This window comes from Cohaesibacter haloalkalitolerans, assembly GCF_003574655.1.
Classification (GTDB): Bacteria; Pseudomonadota; Alphaproteobacteria; order Rhizobiales; family Cohaesibacteraceae; genus Cohaesibacter; species Cohaesibacter haloalkalitolerans.
The window spans coordinates 18337-37608 of record NZ_QNUM01000014.1 but is presented as its reverse complement, the minus strand read 5'-3'; the positions used below and the strand labels follow the sequence as shown (position 1 = coordinate 37608).

Here is a 19272-nt window from a genome sequence, read left to right as displayed (position 1 = left end):
GCATGTTTTCCCGGTGGCGTGACCGCGCTTTTGACAGAGTGGAAGCCAAGAGGCGTACAATCGAGCGGTTGGTGCCCTTGCGCGGACGGCTGGACGCAATCCTGTTGTCGCTGTTCGGGCTTGTTGCCGTCGGGCTGGTTGTCCTCGGGGTGTTTCTTGCAAGCGGGCAGGCGCGGTTCGGCTGGTTTGATCCCGAGCCGATCGAGCCATTTGCCGATGACCGTCTGGCAGCCAACCTCCGGTCCGATGCGGCGCGGCAGTCTGGTGCGTTTGTCGGGGCTGCCTATCTGGCCGACGATGATCTGCTCACGCTGTTGCGCAAGGGCGGCGCGCTGCACAGCGTCGATCTCGGCAGCGGTCTGTGGTCTGACGATGAAGGGCCGGGCGGTCTTGCGGGTATCGAAAGCGCCTTTTCCGATCTTTCGTCCGGCTGTTCCAACCAGAGCGGCGAGGCTCTTGCCGCTTGTGTCGATCCTCGGGCGTTGTTTGCCTATAGTGAAGACGGTGGCCTGCTTGTCCGCTATGACGGCAAATGGCAGGTGCTCGTGTCGGACACGCGCTTTGTCGGAGCCTCCGGCAAGGCAATCGACCATCAGGACATTGCCGATCTGGCGATCTCTGCCGACAAACACTGGCTGCTGCTGGCAACACGTGCCGAAGGGCTGGGGCTGTTCGATCTGACCCGCCGCCTTTGGGTGCCGCTTTCTGCCAAGAGCCAGACGGCTATCATGGGCGATGACAGTCTCGCCCCGCCGTCGCGGATGGTGGCGGTTGGCGACGGGTTTCTGCTGGCAACTGCATCGGGATTGCGGGCGGTGTCCTTTGATGCGCATGGTGAAGTCAGCACGGCCCGGCTGGTTGATGATGGCTTCAAGGCTGTCCTCGATCTGTCGGTGTTCGAGGGCGAGGCGCTGGTGCTGGCAACACGGACCTGTGGCGAAGGGGCTTGTCTCGGGCTTTACCGCTATGAAGCGCCCGGCTCGCTGGTGCGGTTGTTTGGTGAGGACAGGCTCTATCCCGAACTGTCGCAGGCGCGTCTGTCGCGCGCCCTGATCTCGCAGGATGGCAAGAGCATTTTCACGCTCGGGGAGGCTGGCATCTATCGCTATGAGCGGGCGGCGCGCAGTTGGGAGCAACTCGCCGATGAGCCTCTATCAGTCTTTCTTGACGCCCCGACTCTCAATGGCCTCTATTTCGCCTCTGCTGGCAATGTCGGCCTGCTGGATCGCAATGGCAAGATCAGCACGTGGTCGCTCGACGGACAGGCGGTGCGGTCGATGGCTCGCGACCGGGATGGACAGCTTCTGGCATTGACGGCAAGCAATCAGACCTGGCGGATCGGTACGGATGGCGTGCAACTGCTGACCGACGGGGTCGCGGCGCTTGAACCTCTGGCGGAGATGACACGGGCCGTCTCGGCTTTTGGGCGTCTGGTGATGGTCGGCAAAAGCTATCTGGTGCTGCATGATGTTGCCCGTCGGTCCTATGTCTCCGTTCCCAGGGCCATGCTGTTGCCGGGGCTGTTGTTCGACGCTGATGCGCAGCTATTTGGCGGGGAGCACGTCCTGTGGGCGCTGGCTAAGGGGGAGGTCGAGGCCTGGGGGATCTCCGGCGAGGGCAATGCGGTCTCGCTCACCCGGCTGGCTCATCAGCTGCTGTCGCAACCGGTGCGTTCCGTCCATCGGGATGGCGATACGCTGCTATTGGTCGATGGCTCGGGCCGCCCCTTTCGGTTGAAGGCTGAGGGACGGCATATTGCCATGCAATCACTGCTGGGCCAGATGGATCGGGCACAGGGGATTGTGAAGGATGTCCTGCATCAAGGGACCCTCACCTATCTGGCTCGAGATCGGGCGGTCAGCGTCTATTCTGAGATGGAGCGGGGGTATGTCGATACGATCCTCATGCCGGTCAACGAGGATATCCGCGAGATCGCAAAGGTTGGGGACAGCCTCTATCTGCTTGGTGAGGCGGGCAGTGTCATTGCGTCCGATCGCAATCAACGGCTGACTGGCAGCGACGTGCCGTTTGCCTTTGGCTCTGACGCGCTGACCGATGCGCTGAGCAACGGTCTTGAGCTGTTTCTAGCGTCCGATCAGGGGGTGACGGTCTATTCACCCTCTGCCCGCAGCATCACGCGCCGCTTCGAACTCGGGGTGTCCGGAACCTTGCGGCTTGCGGGCGTGACAGAGGGAGAGCCCGTCAGCTATGACGGTCAAAGTGCCTGGTTCGGCGAGCGCAGTCTGTCGATCGATGGGGCGCAGGTGCTTTCGGCCAGCAAGGTGGGGCAGGATATCGCGACCCTGCAGACTGACGGCGCCGTCACCTTTCTGGCCCGCCACCCGATCCATGACGGCAGCCTTGGACAGCCCGTCTGCTATTATCGCAATCCGGGGCTATCCGGGGAGAGCATCATTGATGTGGTGGCGCTGCCCGGTCTCGGTGTTGGTGCTCTGGTCGATGGTACCTTGTGGCTGCGGGACCAGCCGCATCGTCGCTTTGCCGGGTTCACGCTGTCGCTTTCCACCTTTCCGCCGAATGCAAGAATGGTGATCCTCAAGGATCAACTGGTCATTCACAATGAGCAGGATGCCTATCTGGTGCCGCTCGAAGCCCTCAAACCGTCCGATAGCTGTGACCGCTATAATGTCGACCTCACCCACGCGGTTGTTCATCTTGCGGCCGAGCAGTTGGCAGTCTCCGAGGCCAATGATGAAATCGGTCTGCTGCTGGCCGACGGGGCCTATCAGGTTTGGAAGGACGGGGTCATTTCCGAGCGCATTCCGGCCCGCGCGATCAACAGCCCGGATCCACGCGCCTTCCAGTCGATGGCGCAGATGGGCAACGGACTCTATTTCACCGATCAGAGTGGCATCTGGCGCTATGAAAGCGACCGGCGGCACTGGTCCCATCGCGCCTTCCCGATGGAAGCGGGAGCCGTGGTGCGCAGTGATCTGACCGCGAGCGGTGATGATCTGGTGGTGACTGTCGAAACAGCAGATGGTCGTAGCCTTGGCGGCGCGGTGGATGCTGCGCTTACCTCTCTCTCCCTCTCGCCCCTGCGGCAATGGGCCTCTCCGGCATTGCCATTCTCTCCTGATGCATTGATAGACGTTGCGAGGATGGCGGATGGCCGCTGGCTCTATCTCAGCGACAATGCCATCGCCGTGGCCGAGGAGCCGGGCAGTGTCCGGCCCACGATGTCCCGCGCCATCGCCATGCCCTATGCGGCGGGCGGTCGCAAGGTCATGCAGCAGAACGGCCAGACGATCATTCTGGATGGCGATCCGGAAGCGCCCTCTTCGCTGCTCGTGATAAGGGGGCAGGGTCTTTTTGCCGTAGAAGGTGAGGCGCCTGCACTGTTTTCCTATCAGCCTGCCGCCGGAGAGACGGTGACGGTGCTTGCCGACAATCGGCTGTTGCTGCATGAGGCGGACGGTGCTGTCAGGCTTTGTGAGTGGCAATCGGGGCAGACGGGGTTCTCCCGATGCACCCTCATTCTGCCCAAGGCCCTGCGCCTTGATGTGAGGAAGATCAGCCGTGCCATTCCCCTTGTGGATGACCGCTGGCTGGTCGCGATGGATGACGGTCGCGCATGGCTTGTTGATCGTCCCCACCGCAAGCAGCTGGCGTTGTCTTCGGATGGTGGTCCGATCAAGGCGGTTCTGAAGCGGGCGGACGGGGCGATACTCATTGAGCGGGAAACTGGTGTTTTCCGGCTTGATGCCGTGACCGGCACGCTCACTGCGCAAGGAAAAGCTGAAGATGCCGAGAGCCTTGAAGCGGACACGGAGCGCCTTGTGGCTGCGATCGATGCGGACAGCGGCATGCTTGATGCCACGCGGTTGCAGGACGAGCAGGGTCAGATCCTGATTTCTGCGGGCGCTTTTGCCGTTGAACGGGTGATCGGGCAGATGGCGACGGTTGAAGCGCCGGAAGCTGGCAACGATGCGGTCCGCTGGGACCGGCAAAGTGGCCGCTTCGCCTTTGTGGATGAAGCCGGTATGCCCTTGATGTTGACCGTCCGCGAGGCGATGCCTGATGGCACGTTTGCCTTTGCGGCATCTGGCAAGGCTGTGGCGCTCGGGGATGAACACTTCATGGTGGTCAATCGATACGGTGTCTGGCATTACCACACCGGCCTTGACCGTCGGCTTGAATGGCGGCGCCTGTCGCTGTCTTCGACCATTGCCGGAGCCGGGCAGGGAAAGGTCTATTTCGCTGATGGCCGGGCAATCGGCGCGGAGGATGAACGCCCAGAGGCGGCGAACCCGGACTATGCTCTCTCTCTTGGTTCTCTGCAACTGAGGGCCAATGCCATGACGGGACGGGTGTCTGCGAGCTGGTCGGACGGGCTGAAGATCCATGACGCCTTCGCGGCTGATGGCTTCAAATTCGATGACCGGCGCGACGTGGCCTATGCTGACGGCGAGGGGTGGTTCCTGACGCCGGTAGGGCTGGTTCAGGCCGACAGTCTTTCCGATGCTGCACCATTGCCTTCGTCACGGTCGGTGGAACTGACCAGTCTTGGCAACAGGCTGTTTGCGCTTGATGGGGGCCGCCAGTGGCTGGTGTTCGATGTGCTCGGCTGGCAGCGGGCGGACAATCCCTTCTCCGATCGACAGGTCGCCTATGATCAGGATCTCATCTGGCTCTATCAGAATGGCCGACTGATCACCCGCTCGACCACGCGCACCATGAGCGCCGAGCGGCGCCTTGGTCTGCGCTTTGAAAGTGATATTCTTCTCGATGCTGCCTTCGCTGAGGATGGGCTGGTTGTCCGGCTCGGCGATGGGGTGCGGCAGTTTTCCGGCTTTGATGCTCTGGCCATGACGGTTGAGGCAAGTGCCGACCTGCCTGCAGGCCTGACGCTGGCGGTGCGACCGATGCATGATGGCAGGCAGGCCATCGTTGCCGTCACGCGGCGCGGGGCCGTCTCCCGACGCTGGACCGGGCACGGTTTCGACCGGGTCGATTATGGCGACAATCCTGATATCGAGCGGATCGCTGCCGAACTGGACTGGCTGCGGGTCCGCTTTGTTGCCAATCGTTCGTCTGTCGAGCTTAAAACCGAAGCGATCGGTGTTGCCGGTGGCTGGTCGCCCATTGGCTGGGGCCGGGGCGAGCCGATGCCGATGGACCGCTTTCTCGCCATTCTCGGTGTTGGCAATAAGCTTTATGCGGGCACCCCAATCGGGCTACAGATTCTGACGGTTGATGCCGGGCACATCGCCTCGCAGCGGTTTGTCGAGCTGGATGGTGCCGGAGCCGGACAGGGACGGCACGAACCCGCCTATCACATCGGGGCCTATCGCAACCGCGATGCGGAGGCCTATGTTCTGGGGCGCGATGACTGTCTGGCGGTTGAGGACGGGGTGTTGCGCCCCTGCGAGCGCGGCGAAACCCTGTCTGTCGAGACGCTGGGGGGCAATGGCTTCTGGCAATGGGAACGGCAGAAGGGCGCGATCCTTCTGCGCTACATGGACGACAGTGGATTGCCCTCGGGTGAGGCGGTTCCGGTGCCTGCCTCCGGACAATTCCCCCATGACAGCCTTGATGACGTGGTGCAATGTGGCGGTACGCTATTCCAGAGCTGGCGCGGCACGGTAACGGCGCTTGGTGGCTCCATGGCGCTGGAAAGGAGCTATCCACTGGGCAGACGCGGTGCGGGGCGCTCTGCTCTGGGCGCCTTGCGGTTTGACTGTCAGCCGACCACGATTGCTCCCTCCCGCTCGGAGCCAAAGGGCTTGCCTGCCGGGCTTTATGTCGGCGGTGGCGATGCCTTGTGGCGGTTTGAAGGCTCCCGTTTCGAGCGGGCCGATGCCTATCGTTCGGCGCTCGCTATGCGGCAACGGGCGGGCATGGCCTTCGAGACAGGCCGGATGCGCGTGCGTAACGAAGCCGGTGCCGTGCAGTTTGACTATCGCGATGGTGACAGCTGGCGACCGCTGGCTCTGGCGGGCGGGCGGCTTGCAATGGATGAGCGGCAGGGGTTGGTTTCTGCCAAGGGGCAGGTCTGGGCCTATACCAGACAGGGGTTTGTCGCCCTCGACAGCGGAACCGGAGCAATCGACCCCGATCAGTTTTCGCTGACGCCGCTTGCCGGTGACGAGGCGGCGCATTGTGACTTTGATCTGGCGGAAACGGCGGGCGATGGCTCGTCTTTCCTGTCGTTGGCAGGAGAGGCGGAGGAAGCCGGGGAAGGCTCCCAAACCGTTCTGCGCTGTCTGGACGGGCGGCTTTGGCAGGGGCGGCTTGATCATTCCGGCACCCCATTTGAAGCCTATTTGGCTCCGGACGGCCCGGTGGATCCCTTTGTGGAACGGGCTCTGTTCCAGGGGCGGGACAGTGCAATCGAGCTGATCGGTCGGACAGCCGGACAGCCGGGCAGCCTCAGGTTCCTTTGGCGCGGTGAGGACAACGCCCTTTCTGGAGGCCGGTTCGCCCTTGATGCGGTCAGCCAGATTGCGCAAATCGAGCGGGATCATATCGACATGATAACGGGGCTTGGCTGGGTGCGCCAGCAGGTGGGCGACTGGGAGGGCGAGAGTGCTGTCCGCGCTGCCGGTCAGCAGGCGCTTGCCGGAAGGCTGATTGTGCTTCAGACGGACATGGATGTGGACCGGGCGCTGGAGCGGGATCGGCCAGCCAGCGCCTCGCTTTGCCTTGAGGGCGAGAACGGGGACTTCTATCGCTGGCGACCCAGAGGCCAGTTGGACCGGGTGCCCGCCTGTGAAGGCCTGTTGGCCGATGATGGTCATTTTGCCTATCGCGGTGGCAAAGATGGTGTACACATGACGGCCGCCAGTCTCAATGGTAACCGGATTTCGCGGCGGCTGGTCGAGGGACGGTTCTCGGACCTTTCCGTGTCAGGGCATGCGGTTCTGGCGCGGCAGGATGGCCGGATCGTGGCAGCCGCGCGCACTGATGACCGGGTGATCCTGTTCGATCCGGGCTCAGGGGAGCTCGTGGGCGAATGGGCACTAACACAGAAACCCTTGGCCTTGACGACCGATGACAGCGGGGCGATTGCCCTTCTCTCGGCAACCGGACGCCAGACGCTGAAAGGAGAAGCGGTGAACTCCTGTCGCGCCCTTTCTGGTCTTGCTGAAGCCTATGGGGGTGATGGGGTCGCGGGCGTGGAGGTTGCTTCCGCGCGGGCCTATGCCCATGTGGTGCGGCCCGGCATGGGGGCGTCGATCCTGTCCCTTGATTGTGAGGGCTATAGTGAGGACGCAGGTGTCTATGGGGACGTTACCAGACTGGATGACCGGATGCGCTATCTTGGCAATTTCGAGCTTTGGGGCCGACCTGATGCCGCCATGGCGTTGGAAGTGGGACAGGGGAACGCCCTGTGGGCGACATTCGGGGGGCGGCGCGCGATGCTGATGACGCTTGCCAGCGGCCCACTGTTCATCCGCCGGGTCGGCGACCATTTCATCGTTGCTGATCGCAACGAGGTCTATCAGGCTGATCTGGATGCCCTGATGTCCCATGTCATGCGATATGGCAGCCTCATCGGGCAGGGAGGGCGGAATGATCAAGACCCCTGACGAGACCCTGACGGTCAAGGATGTCGTCTTTTCCTTTGATGCGGAAACGCTGAGGGTCAAGGTCGGTATGGTGCAAGGGCAGGGGCTTGATGATCTGTCGATTGTTGGCGGGCTGGCGGAGCGTCTGCCATGGCTGTGGCAATGGTCCTATTGGATTGATCGGCACGTCGATCCGTTGCGAGGCGTTTCCGAGGATCTGAGGGCCGAGGATATCCTGCGGGCGCTGTTCGACTACTCCGCCTCTGCGGGCGGGGCTGGTCGGGACTGGTTGCGCATTGGGGCGTTGCCGAGGCTGTCGCGCTGGTCCAGCCTTGTCGCACAGCAGGGCTGGTTGCCGCGCCGGTTGCGGTCCCTGCAGGGCAAGCGCATCCACGCGCATCGGCAGGCGATGGCCGGCTGGCTTGATGGCGAGGTTGATCGCTGGGAAGTGCTGCGCGAAGAAATGGCTACGGATGAACAGACCGAAGGCCCGTTTGAAGCCTATATGGGCCATTTGCGGCGGCAGATCGAGAGCGGTACATTCACACTTGAGGTCCGGACCGCCTTTCAGGCGTTGCTTCGCTCCGTGTCGCCGTTGATGGAAATCGTCGAGATCAAAAGCTCGGACAGCGAAAATCTCATCCTGATGCTGAAAGTACTTGATGAGGACGGCCAGTTATCCCGAACACGGCACCAGCCAGCCGAGGCGCTGGATCGTCTGGTCGGGGTGAGCGGGCCGGTTGTCGCCGAGCAGCGCGTCCGGGAGATGGCCTACCGGATCGCGATTCTGGTGAGTGAAATGCTGCAAATGATGCATTGCCGCCGGAATCAGGTTGCGATGGCTTTCATTCTGTCGCACGATCGGGTCAGTAAACCTGTGTTTGCATTGACGTTTAAAGCAACTCTTCTTTTGACCTATCGGTCGCAGGTTCTTTCCATGATCGGGCGGCGCAGAATTCCTGATCTGCCGGTCTGCAAAAATTTGAAGTTCGATGAATTCTGAAGCCTCTTCGGGCAGGCCAGGCGCCCAAAGCCCTAAAAGAACTAAAAGCTTACAGCCTCTCTATCCGCAGATCCGGTCCTTTGCCCTCTCCGGGCCCGGATTTTGGAGCATGGTTGCGTTTCTTTCTCTGGGGGCGGCCTGCTTTGTCGCACTGGCGCTCTCGATGATCTGGGCGCTGGACATCATAAGAGGGGCCGGGTCGCTCTATGCCCAGTTCAGCTTTCTGGTCAATGGAGCCAATCCGCTGTTGCTGCTGCCCTGGCTGTCGAAAGCGCTTCCGGTGTTCGAGCAGGCGCGGGGCAATTCCGTCTTCGATCCGTCCGCCTGGCATTTGCTGCTGTTCATGTGCTGCCTGCTGTTTGCTGCCCATATCTGCCGCTTCAACAAGCCCAGAGGCGAGAGCCTGTTGCTCTATCCTGCCGCGCGGCCGGTTGCCGAGCATCTGTTGCAAAGCCTTGGCTATTTTGTCGATATCCGTATGCCGATGGGACGAAATGGTGCGGCGGAGACGGATTTTTTCGGCTCGGATGCCGTGTTCTTTGCACCGAGGGGCCATCTTGGCCGCATTCTCAAAGGCAAGCGATCCGACGCTCTGCAAAGGCGCCTTGCCTTCTTCATGGTGCATGAATGCGCCCATGCGGTGACGCGGGATAATCTGGCGAACTCTGCCTTTGTGGTGGTGGTGGCGCTTTTGAGCTTCATGGTCTTCACGATTTTCGGGCCGCTGATGCTGTTCGGCTCGACGCTGTTGTCGATGACACCGGCGGGGCCCAAGCTCACTCTGCCGCTCTCGATCCTCATCTTCGTCCTGTTCTGCGGTGGCATCTATCTGTGTTATCGCGGGCTGGTCGTTAGCTATATCAAGGCGCGGGAGTTTTTTGCCGATCAGGCCGCCTTCCGCTTTGTTGCCGATGTCGAGGCCCCTTACGGCTTTATCGACACCCCGCCGGAGCCGGACATCCTGTCAGCCCTGCGCACGAGTATCTCGCCTCATGAAAGGGCTCTGCATGAGCAAGGCTTCAGCCTCCATGCGCGGGACATGTTGATCTATTTCTGGGGGATCGTCTTCAGCATCCGCACCCTCTATGTGTTGGTGGCGCCCAGAGATCTGTGCTGGACCGTGCTGGTTTTTGATGCCGTGGCGCTCGGAGCTTTTGCCGGATTGTCTTTCACCTTGCCGAAGCGACCTCCGGCGACAAGCGGCAAGGGCGGGCTGGCATGGTTGTTGACCTTTCTGGCGGTGCTGGCGGTCGAGGTCTGTGGGCCGGGGCTTGTTGGTTCGGTGATGATGCTCTATCGGGGAATCTTCTCCAATTTCAACGCCCAGCTGATCGGTGTGCCGGGGCTTGTCCTGCTGCTGGTCTTTCTGATCGGTGGCATCGTGAAGGCCATCAGGGGCCTGCTTTCCGGGCGCTTCAAGCCGCCGTGGCACAAGGGGCGGCTGGTTCGGCATCTGGCGCTGTCCCTTGCCTCTGTTCCGGGGGCTGCGGTTGGCTTTCTGATGATCGTTCTTACGGGGGTGGTCTTTTGCGTCATTCCGCTCAACTATGTTCTGCGCTTTGGCCTGTTCCACACCGGCTGGCTGTTGACCTGGATCGTGCTGCTCATCATGGCGGCGGGAGCCCTGTTGCTGTTCCATCAGTATCTTTTGCTGTTCGTGCGGCGCTGGTCCCTCATCGCTGCCGTTGGAACGGCTGAACTGGCGCTGGTGTTGCTCTTTTCCTGCACTCTTGCCATCGGGCAAGCCGACGTTATGGACGGGGTACGGCATGGGGTCGTCCACTCCATTCCGAGCCTTGATCGTCTTCCCGGTCTATTTGCTGGGGCAGACTGGTCTGAGGTCTTGCCTTTTGCTGCAATTTCGACCAGTTTCTACCTGGTGTTGAGATTGCTTGCTTTTTGGGCGCAGGACACACTCGGCAAAATGGATATGAGACTGGCACGGGAGAGCAGCCGATGATGATAGATGCGGAAAAACTGCGCAGGGATCTGACACGATCCATGGCAGAAGCCGTTGATGACGCCGACAGTTTTGACGACTATTTCGGCGAGCCATCAGGGGCTGCTGATTATGGGGTTGCGCGGGCCGACGGGGTCATGCCTGCCGATTTGCTCTATCTGTGGAATTTTGCCGGACAGCTCGTCGACTATGTCACCAACCATGGCCTTGATGCGCTCGACCTTGCCGAGCGGGCTGGCAATCTGTTTGTGGCCTATCAGGCGCTGCGGGGCGTCAAGAGCGACTTCGATGATGGCGATAAAGACGCAATCCTCAAGGCCGCCGCTGCTAAACTGAAAGATCTTGTCGATCAGAAATAAGTAAGCCTGTCAGGAGCCTTCCGGGTAGGTGCCTTTGTCTGCAAGGAGGTCTCAGCAAAATGCCCTGTTGCCAATCACGCCTGACAGGGCTCTGCAACCCGAATTGTCACACCCTTGCGTTTTTTCCCCCTTATGCAAGACTGGGTGGACTGATTTGTTGCGCCCGGCTCAGATCGTGCCGAGTGTCAGTGTGACCTGATTTCGTATTTGCTGATTGCTGTACCTTGGGGGAGGGGATACCACCGTGCTTGAGGCCATGGAAAAAGGGCTGAATGCCATCAATGCGCCGCTGGCGCGGTTGGGCAGCTGGATCGGCGGTGGCATGCTGGTCATCATGACTGTGGTCGTGCTGCTTCAGGTGGTGTTTCGCTATGGTCTGGTCATGCCGCTGAGCTGGACCGACGAGCTGTCGCGTTTCCTGATGATCTACATGACCTATCTCTGCCTGCCGCTGATCTATCTGCAGGATAGGAATATCGCCATGACCTTTCTTGGCGACTTTCTCAAGCAACGGCGCGTGCGGCATCTGATGATGGTGGTCATTCATCTGCTGGCAATCGTCACATTGCTCATGTGGATCAAGTTCGGCTACGACTTCTTTTTGCGTGGAGGCAGCCGGGCCGACAGCCTGCCGATTTCCATGCGGGTCATCTATATCGCACCGCCGCTGATGATGGCGATAACGCTGCTCAGCGCATTGCAAAAGGTTATTTCAGAACTGCGTCTGTTTTTTCTGGAAGGGTCCGGTGAGCAGGGTGATAGCCAATCCGGCTGGACGAATTGAGAGGAGGATTTCATGAAGATCAGAACATTAGGCCTGTCATTGCTTTCGGCCATGGCGCTCTCTGTCAGTGCCGGGGCCGCCGAGTATGAGCTGACGGTGCCACATGTGACGAACATCGAGAGTTACAATCATCAATCGCTGCTGGTGTTCAAGAATTTCGTCGAAAACCACTCCAACGGTGCGATTGCGGTCAATATCTATCCGAGCGGCCAACTGTGCGGCACGGCGCGGGAATGCCTTTCCGGGGTGCAGGCGGGAACATTCGACTATTTCCAGACCACTATCCCGGAACTGGCCAACTATTGGGGCCCGGTCGGCGCATTCGATCTGCCTTACATGCTGCGCGATGACCGTGTGGCCGAATGCGTCTATGACAATGAGGATTTTCTCGCCGATATTCGCAAGAATGTGCTTGAGCAGACCGGCAATCTGCGCCTGATGATGGTGTCCAACTCCGGTGGCTGGCGCAACTTTGCCACCACCAACAAACAGATCAAGACGCCCGAAGACATCAAGGGCTTGAAAATCCGCACCGTGCCTGCACCGATCCAGCAGGAGCTGGTCAAGTCGCTTGGTGGTGCGCCGACGCCCATTGCGTGGCCCGAGGTCTACACGGCGCTGTCCACCGGTGTTGTTGACGGCACTAAGAATGGTATCGTTGACATCACGATGATGAAGTTCGAGGAGAGCCTCAAATACATCATTCTTGACGGCCACGCCTACATGGGCGGTGTCTGGATCATGAATAACGAACGCTTCAATTCCTTCCCCGAAGAGCTGAAACGGGTGGTCATCGACGGCATCGCCGCCCAGAACCAGTTCCTGCGCGTCTATCCGAAATGGAAGGAGTATGACGCCTATGAGACCTTCCGCAAGGCAGGCGGCAGCATCTACACGCCGACGGCTGCGGAAAAGACGGCGTTTCGGGAGGCTACCGCTCCGGTGAAGGACTTCTTCATCAAGCAAGCCGGGGATGAGGGCAAGGCGTGGCTTGATCGCTTCGAGAGCGAAATCAAGGCCTGCGAAACCAGGCTCGACGCCGCGTTCGCCAAGGTTTCCAACTAGAATTCTGAAAACCTGAACGAAGAACAGGGGAGCCCGATTGCGTGTTCCCCTTTTCTGTTTCCCCTTCAGGATGGCGTCTCAGGGCACCAGTTCTATGCGGGAATCCATGAGCAGGGCGCGCTGTTCGTCGGTAATGTCGTCATCGGTTGCCAGATAGTCAATGGCGTTGAGGTCGGCAAAGGGCGCTGCCTTGACCTTGCCAATCTTGCTCGATCCCATCACCAGAATGTTGGTAACAGCCCGACTCATGGCGATCTGCTTGATGCGGACCTCGTGGAAGTTGGAACAGCTCAGACCATGTTGTGGGTGCAGGCCGCCAGCTGAAATGAACGCCTTGTTGATGCCAAGCTTGGACAGCATTTCCAGAGCTTCCTCGCTGGCAAAGGACGCCGAAGACGGATGATATTCTCCGCCCAGCAGGATGACTTTCAGATTGGGTTGCTTGCAGATGATTTCGGCAATGTTGACCGAATAGCAGATCACGGTCAGTGGATTCAACCCGGAGAGCTTTTGCGCGATGTAGGGCAGAGTGGTGCCGCAGTCGAGGAAGATCACGTCACCAGGCTGAATGAGGCTGATGGCCTTCTGGCAGGCGGCCTGCTTGGCGGCAACGTTGGTGGCATTCTCGCGGTGGAGGAAGTAGCCCTTGCCGGAACCCGGCTCTCCGGCTCCAACGATATGACCGCCGAAAAAGGTGAACCGGTTGTCGCTTGATGCGATGTCGCGCCGCACGGTCATTTCTGAAACCCCGAGGATGGAGGCGGCGTCGCGCAAATGAACCATGCGCCCTTCCTCGAGCGTTTGTGCCAGTTTGTCTAGCCTCGTTTTCCTGCGGCTCTGCATCGTCATAAGCCTTGCATTTCTGCGAACTGAATCGTTTCGGTCTTGCGAACTGATCACCTTATAACGGAAAAAAATTGGAAGGCCATCCCGTTATTGTGAAAAAAATATCACAATAATCTTTTACTATTTGACTTTAAAGGCGTCAATATGTGAATATGATTTCAACAAATGTTAGAATAGTAACATTGATTAACAAGACCTTGTTTTCATGTGTTGAATACCAGGAGCAGCCTTCCATGACATCCAGAGCTTCAGATCTCACCTCCGAGCAGTTGGCCGGTTATATCGATCACACCATCCTGTCGCCGCAGGCGACGCCGGGGGAAGTGGAGAAAATCTGTCGGGAAGCGATCGAGTTCGGTTTCTGCTCCGTGTGCGTCAATCCGATCAACGTTCCGCAAGTTGCCAGCCTGTTGAAGGGCAGTGCCGTTTTGACCTGTTCAGTCATCGGCTTTCCACTCGGGGCCATCCCGACGTCTCTCAAATGTGAGGAAGCCCGCTGGGTGGTCTCCGAAGGGGCGCAGGAAGTCGACATGGTCATTCCGGTCGGGCAGCTCAAGGCGGGGGATGCGGATTACGTTCGGTCCGATATTGCTGCGGTCAAGAAGGCCTGTGGCGATGCCAAGCTCAAGGTGATCATCGAGACTTGCCTTCTGAGCGATGAAGAAAAGAAGTTGGCCTGCAAGCTGTCGAAAGAGGCAGGGGCTGATTTTGTCAAGACCTCCACCGGCTTCATGGGCGGGGGAGCCACAGCAGAGGACGTGGCTCTCATGCGTGCTGAAGTCGGGCCGGATATGGGCGTGAAAGCGTCCGGGGGCGTGCGCACTCGCGACGATGCCCTCAGAATGATTGATGCAGGCGCATCGCGGCTTGGTGCCAGCGCCAGCATCGCAATCATCTCCGGCTGATGCCATGTGAATGGCCGCAGTGGTTTGGAGGAACATGCGGTCGTTCTCTCACTTATCCGAATAGATGACATAGACAATCCAAGGGAGGATTCAATGAAGTCTTTGTTCTCATCAATTCTTGTAGCGGCTGCGCTTGTTGCCGCTCCTGCTCTGGCTGAAGGTCCGGTCGACACCTCTCAGGTGCGCAAGGACATTTACAAGAGCGCTACGGGGAAAGAATATTCCATTGCTACGGTGGTCAAGGTTGACGGTATCGCCTGGTTCGACCGCATGCGGGATGGCGTCAAGCAGTTTGCTGCCGAAACCGGCCATGACACCTGGATGCTTGGCCCAAGCCAGGCAGATGCTGCTGCACAGGTCCAGATCGTTGAAAACCTGATCGCTCAGGGCGTTGACGCCATCGCGATCGTGCCTTTCTCTGTGGAAGCTGTTGAGCCGGTTCTCAAAAAGGCCCGTGACCGTGGCATCGTCGTCGTTGCCCATGAAGCATCCAACATCAAGAACGCCGACTATGTCCTGGAAGCCTTCGACAACCATGCCTATGGCGCCAAGTTGATGGAAGTGCTTGGTGGTTACATGGGCGGTGAAGGCAAATATGCCGCAACCGTCGGCAGCCTGACCTCCAAGTCGCAGAACGAATGGATTGACGGTGCAATCGACTACCAGAAAGCCAACTTCCCGAAGATGGAACTGGTGACCGATCGTCTGGAAACCTATGACGACGCCAACACCGACTATAACAAGCTCAAGGAAACCCTCACCACCTACCCGGATCTCAAGGGTATCGTCGGGGGGCCGATGCCTACATCTGCTGGCGCTGGCCGTCTGATCGCTGAACGTGGCCTCAAGGACAAGCTGTTCTTTGCTGGTACGGGTCTTGTTTCTGTTGCCGGTGAATATCTGGCCAATGACGACATCCAGTATATCCAGTTCTGGGATCCGGCTGTTGCAGGCTATGCAATGAACATCGTTGCCGTGATGGCTCTTGAGAAGAAGGATGCGGAAATCAAGGCTGGCCTCAACCTCGGTCTGCCAGGATATACCGATCTGATCACTCCGGTCGCCGAGCAGCCAAATCTGCTCTATGGCGCAGGCTGGGTCGGTGTGACCAAGGACAACATGGATCAATACAACTTCTGATCCGGTCGCCTTCGGGGCAGCGCTTTTGCGGCGCTGCCCCTGTTACACCCAATTTCAAATTCTCAAACGCCTGGGTCGAGCATGTCTGAAGCGTTCATTGAACTGCGCCACATCGGGAAGCAGTTTCTCGGGTTGCGTGCACTGGATGACGTCTCCCTAACCATCAACAAAGGCGAAATTCATTGCCTTGCTGGTGAGAATGGGTCGGGGAAATCCACTCTTATCAAAATCATATCCGGGGTCTATCAGCCCACCGAAGGTGAGATCATCATCGAAGGGGAGAAGGTCGAGAATCTGTCGCCCATCGAGTCGGTGAACCGCGCCATTCAGGTGATCTATCAGGATTTCTCCCTGTTCGGCAATTTGACCGTGGCGGAAAACCTCGCCCTCAACACCGAACTCAGGGCCAAGACCAAGATTGTCAGTTGGGGCCGCGTGAAAAAGCTGGCGCGTGAGGCGCTGGACCGTCTGGGCGTCGATATCGATCTGGATGCCGAGGTGGAAAGCCTGCCGACATCGAGCAAGCAGTTGGTTGCCATTGCCCGTGCCCTGATGTCGGATGCCAAACTCATCATCATGGACGAGCCGACGACGGCTTTGACGGGCAAGGAGGTCGAGACGCTCTTCCGTATTGTGCGGGATATTCAGAGCCGCGGCATTGCCATTCTGTTCGTCAGTCACAAGATGCGCGAGATGCTGGAGATTTCCGAGCGTCTGACGGTCATTCGCAACGGCGTGAAGGTGGCCGAGGGGTCAACCTCGGACTTCGATGAAGCCGCCGTGATCCGTCATATGACCGGGCTCGATATCGAGATTGAACCGTTTCGCAAGGAAAAGCCGGGGCCGGACGTCATGCCGCGTCTCGATGTGCAGGGGCTGACCCTGCCCGGTGATTATGAAAACATCAATCTGCAACTCTATCCCGGCGAGATCGTCGGCCTTTCCGGTCTGCTCGGCTCGGGCCGCACGGAGCTGGCGCTCAGCCTGTTCGGGATGCTTACGCCCGCAAGCGGCAGCGTCAAGGTCGATGGCAAGGCCATTGCGCTTGACAGCGTGCAGGACGCCATTGCCGAGGGCATCGCTTATGTACCGGAGGATCGTCTGTCCGAAGGTCTGTTCATGACGCAGTCGATCAAGCGCAACATCATTGCTACCTCGCTCGACAATCTTGCCAAGGGCGGCATCATCGACATTCCCCGGGTGGACCGGGTGGCCGATGAAACCATCGCCTCGATGCAGATTGCCACGCCGAGCGCCGAGAAGATGGTCGGCGAGCTTTCCGGCGGCAACGCCCAGCGGGTCGTGCTCGGGCGCTGGTTGCTGACCGATGCCAAGGTGCTGATCCTCAATGGCCCGACGGTTGGCGTCGATGTCGGATCAAAGGCCGAGATTCACCGCAAGATCCGTGAGCTGGTCGAACACCATGGTCTTGCCGTGCTGATGATTTCGGACGATGTGCTCGAAGTGGCCCAGAACTGCAGCCGTGTCATCCTCATGCATCGCGGACGGTTTGTTGATGAGCTCGAAGGCGACGCCATCAGCGAAGATGTGATCAGCGAACAACTGAAGTCGTTCACGTAAGGACAAGGCCATGAAACTCTTCAAAAGATCTGAATTTGTCATTGCGGCCATCCTTTTGCTTGCCATGGTCGTGATCGGCCTGATCAACCCTGCCTTCTGGCAGTTGGACAATATCTTCTCCCTGCTGCGCAGCAATGTCATCATCGGCATCATGGCACTGGGAGTGCTGATTGTCATGATCTCGGGCGGGATCGACGTGTCCTTCCCGGCCTTCGCCGTGGCTGCGATGTATCTCACCGTCAAGGGGATGATCTATTTCGGCTATGACGGGGTGATCGTGCCCTTCATTGCTGCCACCATCATGGGCATGCTGTTTGGCTGTCTCAACGCCTTCTTTGTCTACAAGTTCCGCATGATCCCACTGATCGTGACCCTGGGTACGGGCAGCATGGTGCGCGGCTTCCTGCTCGGCATCGTCGGCACCAGCATGATCAACATCAACAAGATGCCCGATGCGCTGATCGATTTTGCCAAGACTGAAGTCATCTCGATGGACAAGGCGGACGGCACCCACTTCGGCCTCACTGCCATGGTGCTCATCTATGTGGGGCTGGCGATCCTTGTGCATCTGGTGCTGCGCTACACGATGATCGGACGCAGTGTATTCGCTCTTGGTGGCGATGAGGAAGCGGCCAAGCGTGTCGGGTTCGACGTCCGCAAGACGATCTTCTTCATCTATTGCTTTGCCGGCATGCTGGCTGGCTTCGGCGGACTGCTGCACAGCGGCATGATCTGGCTGGCCAACCCGCGTGATTTTGTCGGCCTCGAGCTTGATGTGATTGCTGCTGTCGTGCTGGGCGGGGCGAGTATCTTCGGCGGGCGCGGATCGGTGCTCGGCACAATGCTCGGTGTGTTCATGCTGGTCATGGTCAAGAACAGCCTGATCATCATGAAAGTGGAAACGACCTGGCAGCGTGTTGTGGTCGGTATCGTGATCGTTATTGCGACAGCCATGACCGCATGGCGTGATCGCAAACGGAATGCATGAGGAAACAGAGCATGAAATTCTCCCTCGATTTTCGCAACATGGTCAATCGCGACAATAATATCCTGCAATTGATCATGATGACCGTTCTGATCTTCATCATCATGACGGCTCTCAGCCCGGACAAGTTCCTGCGCTATTACAACTTTGAATCCATCACCTACCTGTTCCCCGAACTGGGTCTGCTTTCCATCGCCATGATGATCGCCATGCTGACCGGCGGGATCGATCTGTCGGTTGTCGGGATTGCCAACCTGTCGGGCATTCTCTCCGGTGTGATGTTCCATTATCTCAACCGCGAGCTGGGTATGGAACAGGGTGTGCCGATGGTGCTTCTGGGCGTCTGCCTGTCGCTCGGTGTGGGATTGATCGCAGGGACGATCAACGGCTTTCTGATCACCAAGCTCAACATCATTCCCATCCTGGCGACGCTTGGAACCGGGCAGGTGTTCATCGGGCTGTGTCTGGTGCTGACCGGCGGTCCGGCCATCGTCGGCTTCCCGGATGCCTGGGCCTTTCTGGGCAATGGCAAGCTGTTCGGCATCGCCGTGCCGTTCCTGCTGTTCCTGCTGGTGGCGGGAGGCATTGCCTTCCTGCTGACGAGAACGACGCTTGGCGTCAATCTGATGCTGATCGGGTCCAACCCGCGGGCTGCGATCTTTGCAGGTCTCAAGAAGTCGCGCATGGTGCTCTACAGCTACATGCTGTCCGGCGTTCTGGCTAGCATGGCCGGGATCATCCTGTCCGGGCGTACCAATGCGGCCAAGTCGGACTATGGCACATCCTACCTGTTGCAGGCGGTGCTGATTTCCGTGCTCGGTGGTACCAATCCGGCTGGTGGCAAGGGCACCGTTGCCGGTGTGTCGATTGCTGTGGTGGCCTTGATGCTGCTCTCCAGCGGCTTCCAGATCCTGCGCTTCAGCAATCATCTGATCGACTTCATCTGGGGGGCGTTCCTGCTGCTGGTCATCGCGATCAACGCCTGGAAGAACCGCGCCCGCTAAAAGGGATCACCAACGACCGTCGCAGGCTTCAGTGGCTGCGGCGGCCTCATGTCAAACAAATGGACCGAGGCACCTTGCAGCGCTTGCCGCTCGGCTTCGGACAGGACG

Annotated in this window: 12 protein-coding genes; 11 read left to right on the top strand and 1 reads right to left on the bottom strand. The window is 59.2% G+C overall.

What is annotated here, in order from left to right:
• The first annotated feature begins 2 nt into the window (after positions 1 to 2).
• From DSL70_RS21400 to DSL70_RS21375, 6 genes are all read left to right on the top strand, one after another.
• Positions 3 to 7553, top strand: a complete 7551-nt coding sequence (locus tag DSL70_RS21400) for a ligand-binding sensor domain-containing protein (RefSeq protein ID WP_119310020.1) — start codon at positions 3 to 5, stop codon at positions 7551 to 7553.
• Entirely contained in the window at positions 7537 to 8535 is a 999-nt protein-coding gene (locus DSL70_RS21395) for a hypothetical protein (RefSeq protein ID WP_119310019.1), read from the top strand. Before DSL70_RS21400 ends, DSL70_RS21395 begins: the two co-directional genes overlap by 17 nt.
• Before the next feature lie 109 nt (positions 8536 to 8644).
• On the top strand, positions 8645 to 10495 hold the full coding sequence (locus DSL70_RS21390) for a M48 family metalloprotease (protein WP_162916975.1): 1851 nt from the start codon (positions 8645 to 8647) through the stop codon (positions 10493 to 10495).
• A complete protein-coding gene (locus DSL70_RS21385; protein ID WP_119310017.1) occupies positions 10492 to 10854 on the top strand; it encodes a hypothetical protein in 363 nt (120 codons plus the stop codon). Before DSL70_RS21390 ends, DSL70_RS21385 begins: the two co-directional genes overlap by 4 nt.
• 244 nt (positions 10855 to 11098) lie before the next feature.
• Positions 11099 to 11638 (top strand): TRAP transporter small permease, encoded by a 540-nt coding sequence (locus DSL70_RS21380; RefSeq protein WP_119310016.1) that lies wholly within the window; start codon positions 11099 to 11101, stop codon positions 11636 to 11638.
• 12 nt (positions 11639 to 11650) lie between these two features.
• Positions 11651 to 12703: a TRAP transporter substrate-binding protein gene (locus DSL70_RS21375; RefSeq protein ID WP_119310015.1), complete on the top strand. Its 1053-nt coding sequence runs from the start codon at positions 11651 to 11653 to the stop codon at positions 12701 to 12703.
• Positions 12704 to 12781: 78 nt separating this feature from the next.
• Here the strand turns inward: DSL70_RS21375 and DSL70_RS21370 are convergent, their stop codons facing one another.
• Entirely contained in the window at positions 12782 to 13546 is a 765-nt protein-coding gene (locus DSL70_RS21370; protein ID WP_119310036.1) for a DeoR family transcriptional regulator, read from the bottom strand.
• Positions 13547 to 13782: 236 nt separating this feature from the next.
• On the opposite strand from DSL70_RS21370, the gene deoC reads away from it, so the two are divergent.
• From deoC to DSL70_RS21345, 5 genes are all read left to right on the top strand, one after another.
• Positions 13783 to 14454, top strand: a complete 672-nt coding sequence (gene deoC, locus DSL70_RS21365; RefSeq protein WP_119310035.1) for a deoxyribose-phosphate aldolase — start codon at positions 13783 to 13785, stop codon at positions 14452 to 14454.
• 93 nt (positions 14455 to 14547) lie between these two features.
• Positions 14548 to 15594: an autoinducer 2 ABC transporter substrate-binding protein gene (locus tag DSL70_RS21360; protein WP_119310014.1), complete on the top strand. Its 1047-nt coding sequence runs from the start codon at positions 14548 to 14550 to the stop codon at positions 15592 to 15594.
• 81 nt (positions 15595 to 15675) lie between these two features.
• Positions 15676 to 17175, top strand: a complete 1500-nt coding sequence (locus tag DSL70_RS21355; RefSeq protein WP_119310013.1) for a sugar ABC transporter ATP-binding protein — start codon at positions 15676 to 15678, stop codon at positions 17173 to 17175.
• A 10-nt stretch (positions 17176 to 17185) separates the two neighbouring features.
• The gene (locus tag DSL70_RS21350; RefSeq protein ID WP_119310012.1) at positions 17186 to 18163 is read left to right on the top strand and encodes an ABC transporter permease; all 978 of its coding nucleotides are present in this window, start codon (positions 17186 to 17188) and stop codon (positions 18161 to 18163) included.
• Positions 18164 to 18174: 11 nt separating this feature from the next.
• A complete protein-coding gene (locus DSL70_RS21345) occupies positions 18175 to 19164 on the top strand; it encodes an ABC transporter permease (protein ID WP_205563508.1) in 990 nt (329 codons plus the stop codon).
• Positions 19165 to 19272 lie beyond the last annotated feature (108 nt).

Bases quoted from the DNA above. Each gene is read 5' to 3' on its own strand.
- DSL70_RS21345 (WP_205563508.1), top strand. From the start codon at position 18,175: ATGAAATTCTCCCTCGATTTTCGCAACATGGTCAATCGCGACAATAAT.
- DSL70_RS21385 (WP_119310017.1), top strand. From the start codon at position 10,492: ATGATGATAGATGCGGAAAAACTGCGCAGGGATCTGACACGATCCATG.
- DSL70_RS21370 (WP_119310036.1), bottom strand. From the start codon at position 13,546: ATGCAGAGCCGCAGGAAAACGAGGCTAGACAAACTGGCACAAACGCTC.
- DSL70_RS21395 (WP_119310019.1), top strand. From the start codon at position 7,537: ATGATCAAGACCCCTGACGAGACCCTGACGGTCAAGGATGTCGTCTTT.
- DSL70_RS21355 (WP_119310013.1), top strand. From the start codon at position 15,676: ATGTCTGAAGCGTTCATTGAACTGCGCCACATCGGGAAGCAGTTTCTC.
- deoC (WP_119310035.1), top strand. From the start codon at position 13,783: ATGACATCCAGAGCTTCAGATCTCACCTCCGAGCAGTTGGCCGGTTAT.
- DSL70_RS21360 (WP_119310014.1), top strand. From the start codon at position 14,548: ATGAAGTCTTTGTTCTCATCAATTCTTGTAGCGGCTGCGCTTGTTGCC.
- DSL70_RS21375 (WP_119310015.1), top strand. From the start codon at position 11,651: ATGAAGATCAGAACATTAGGCCTGTCATTGCTTTCGGCCATGGCGCTC.
- DSL70_RS21400 (WP_119310020.1), top strand. From the start codon at position 3: ATGTTTTCCCGGTGGCGTGACCGCGCTTTTGACAGAGTGGAAGCCAAG.
- DSL70_RS21350 (WP_119310012.1), top strand. From the start codon at position 17,186: ATGAAACTCTTCAAAAGATCTGAATTTGTCATTGCGGCCATCCTTTTG.
- DSL70_RS21390 (WP_162916975.1), top strand. From the start codon at position 8,645: ATGGTTGCGTTTCTTTCTCTGGGGGCGGCCTGCTTTGTCGCACTGGCG.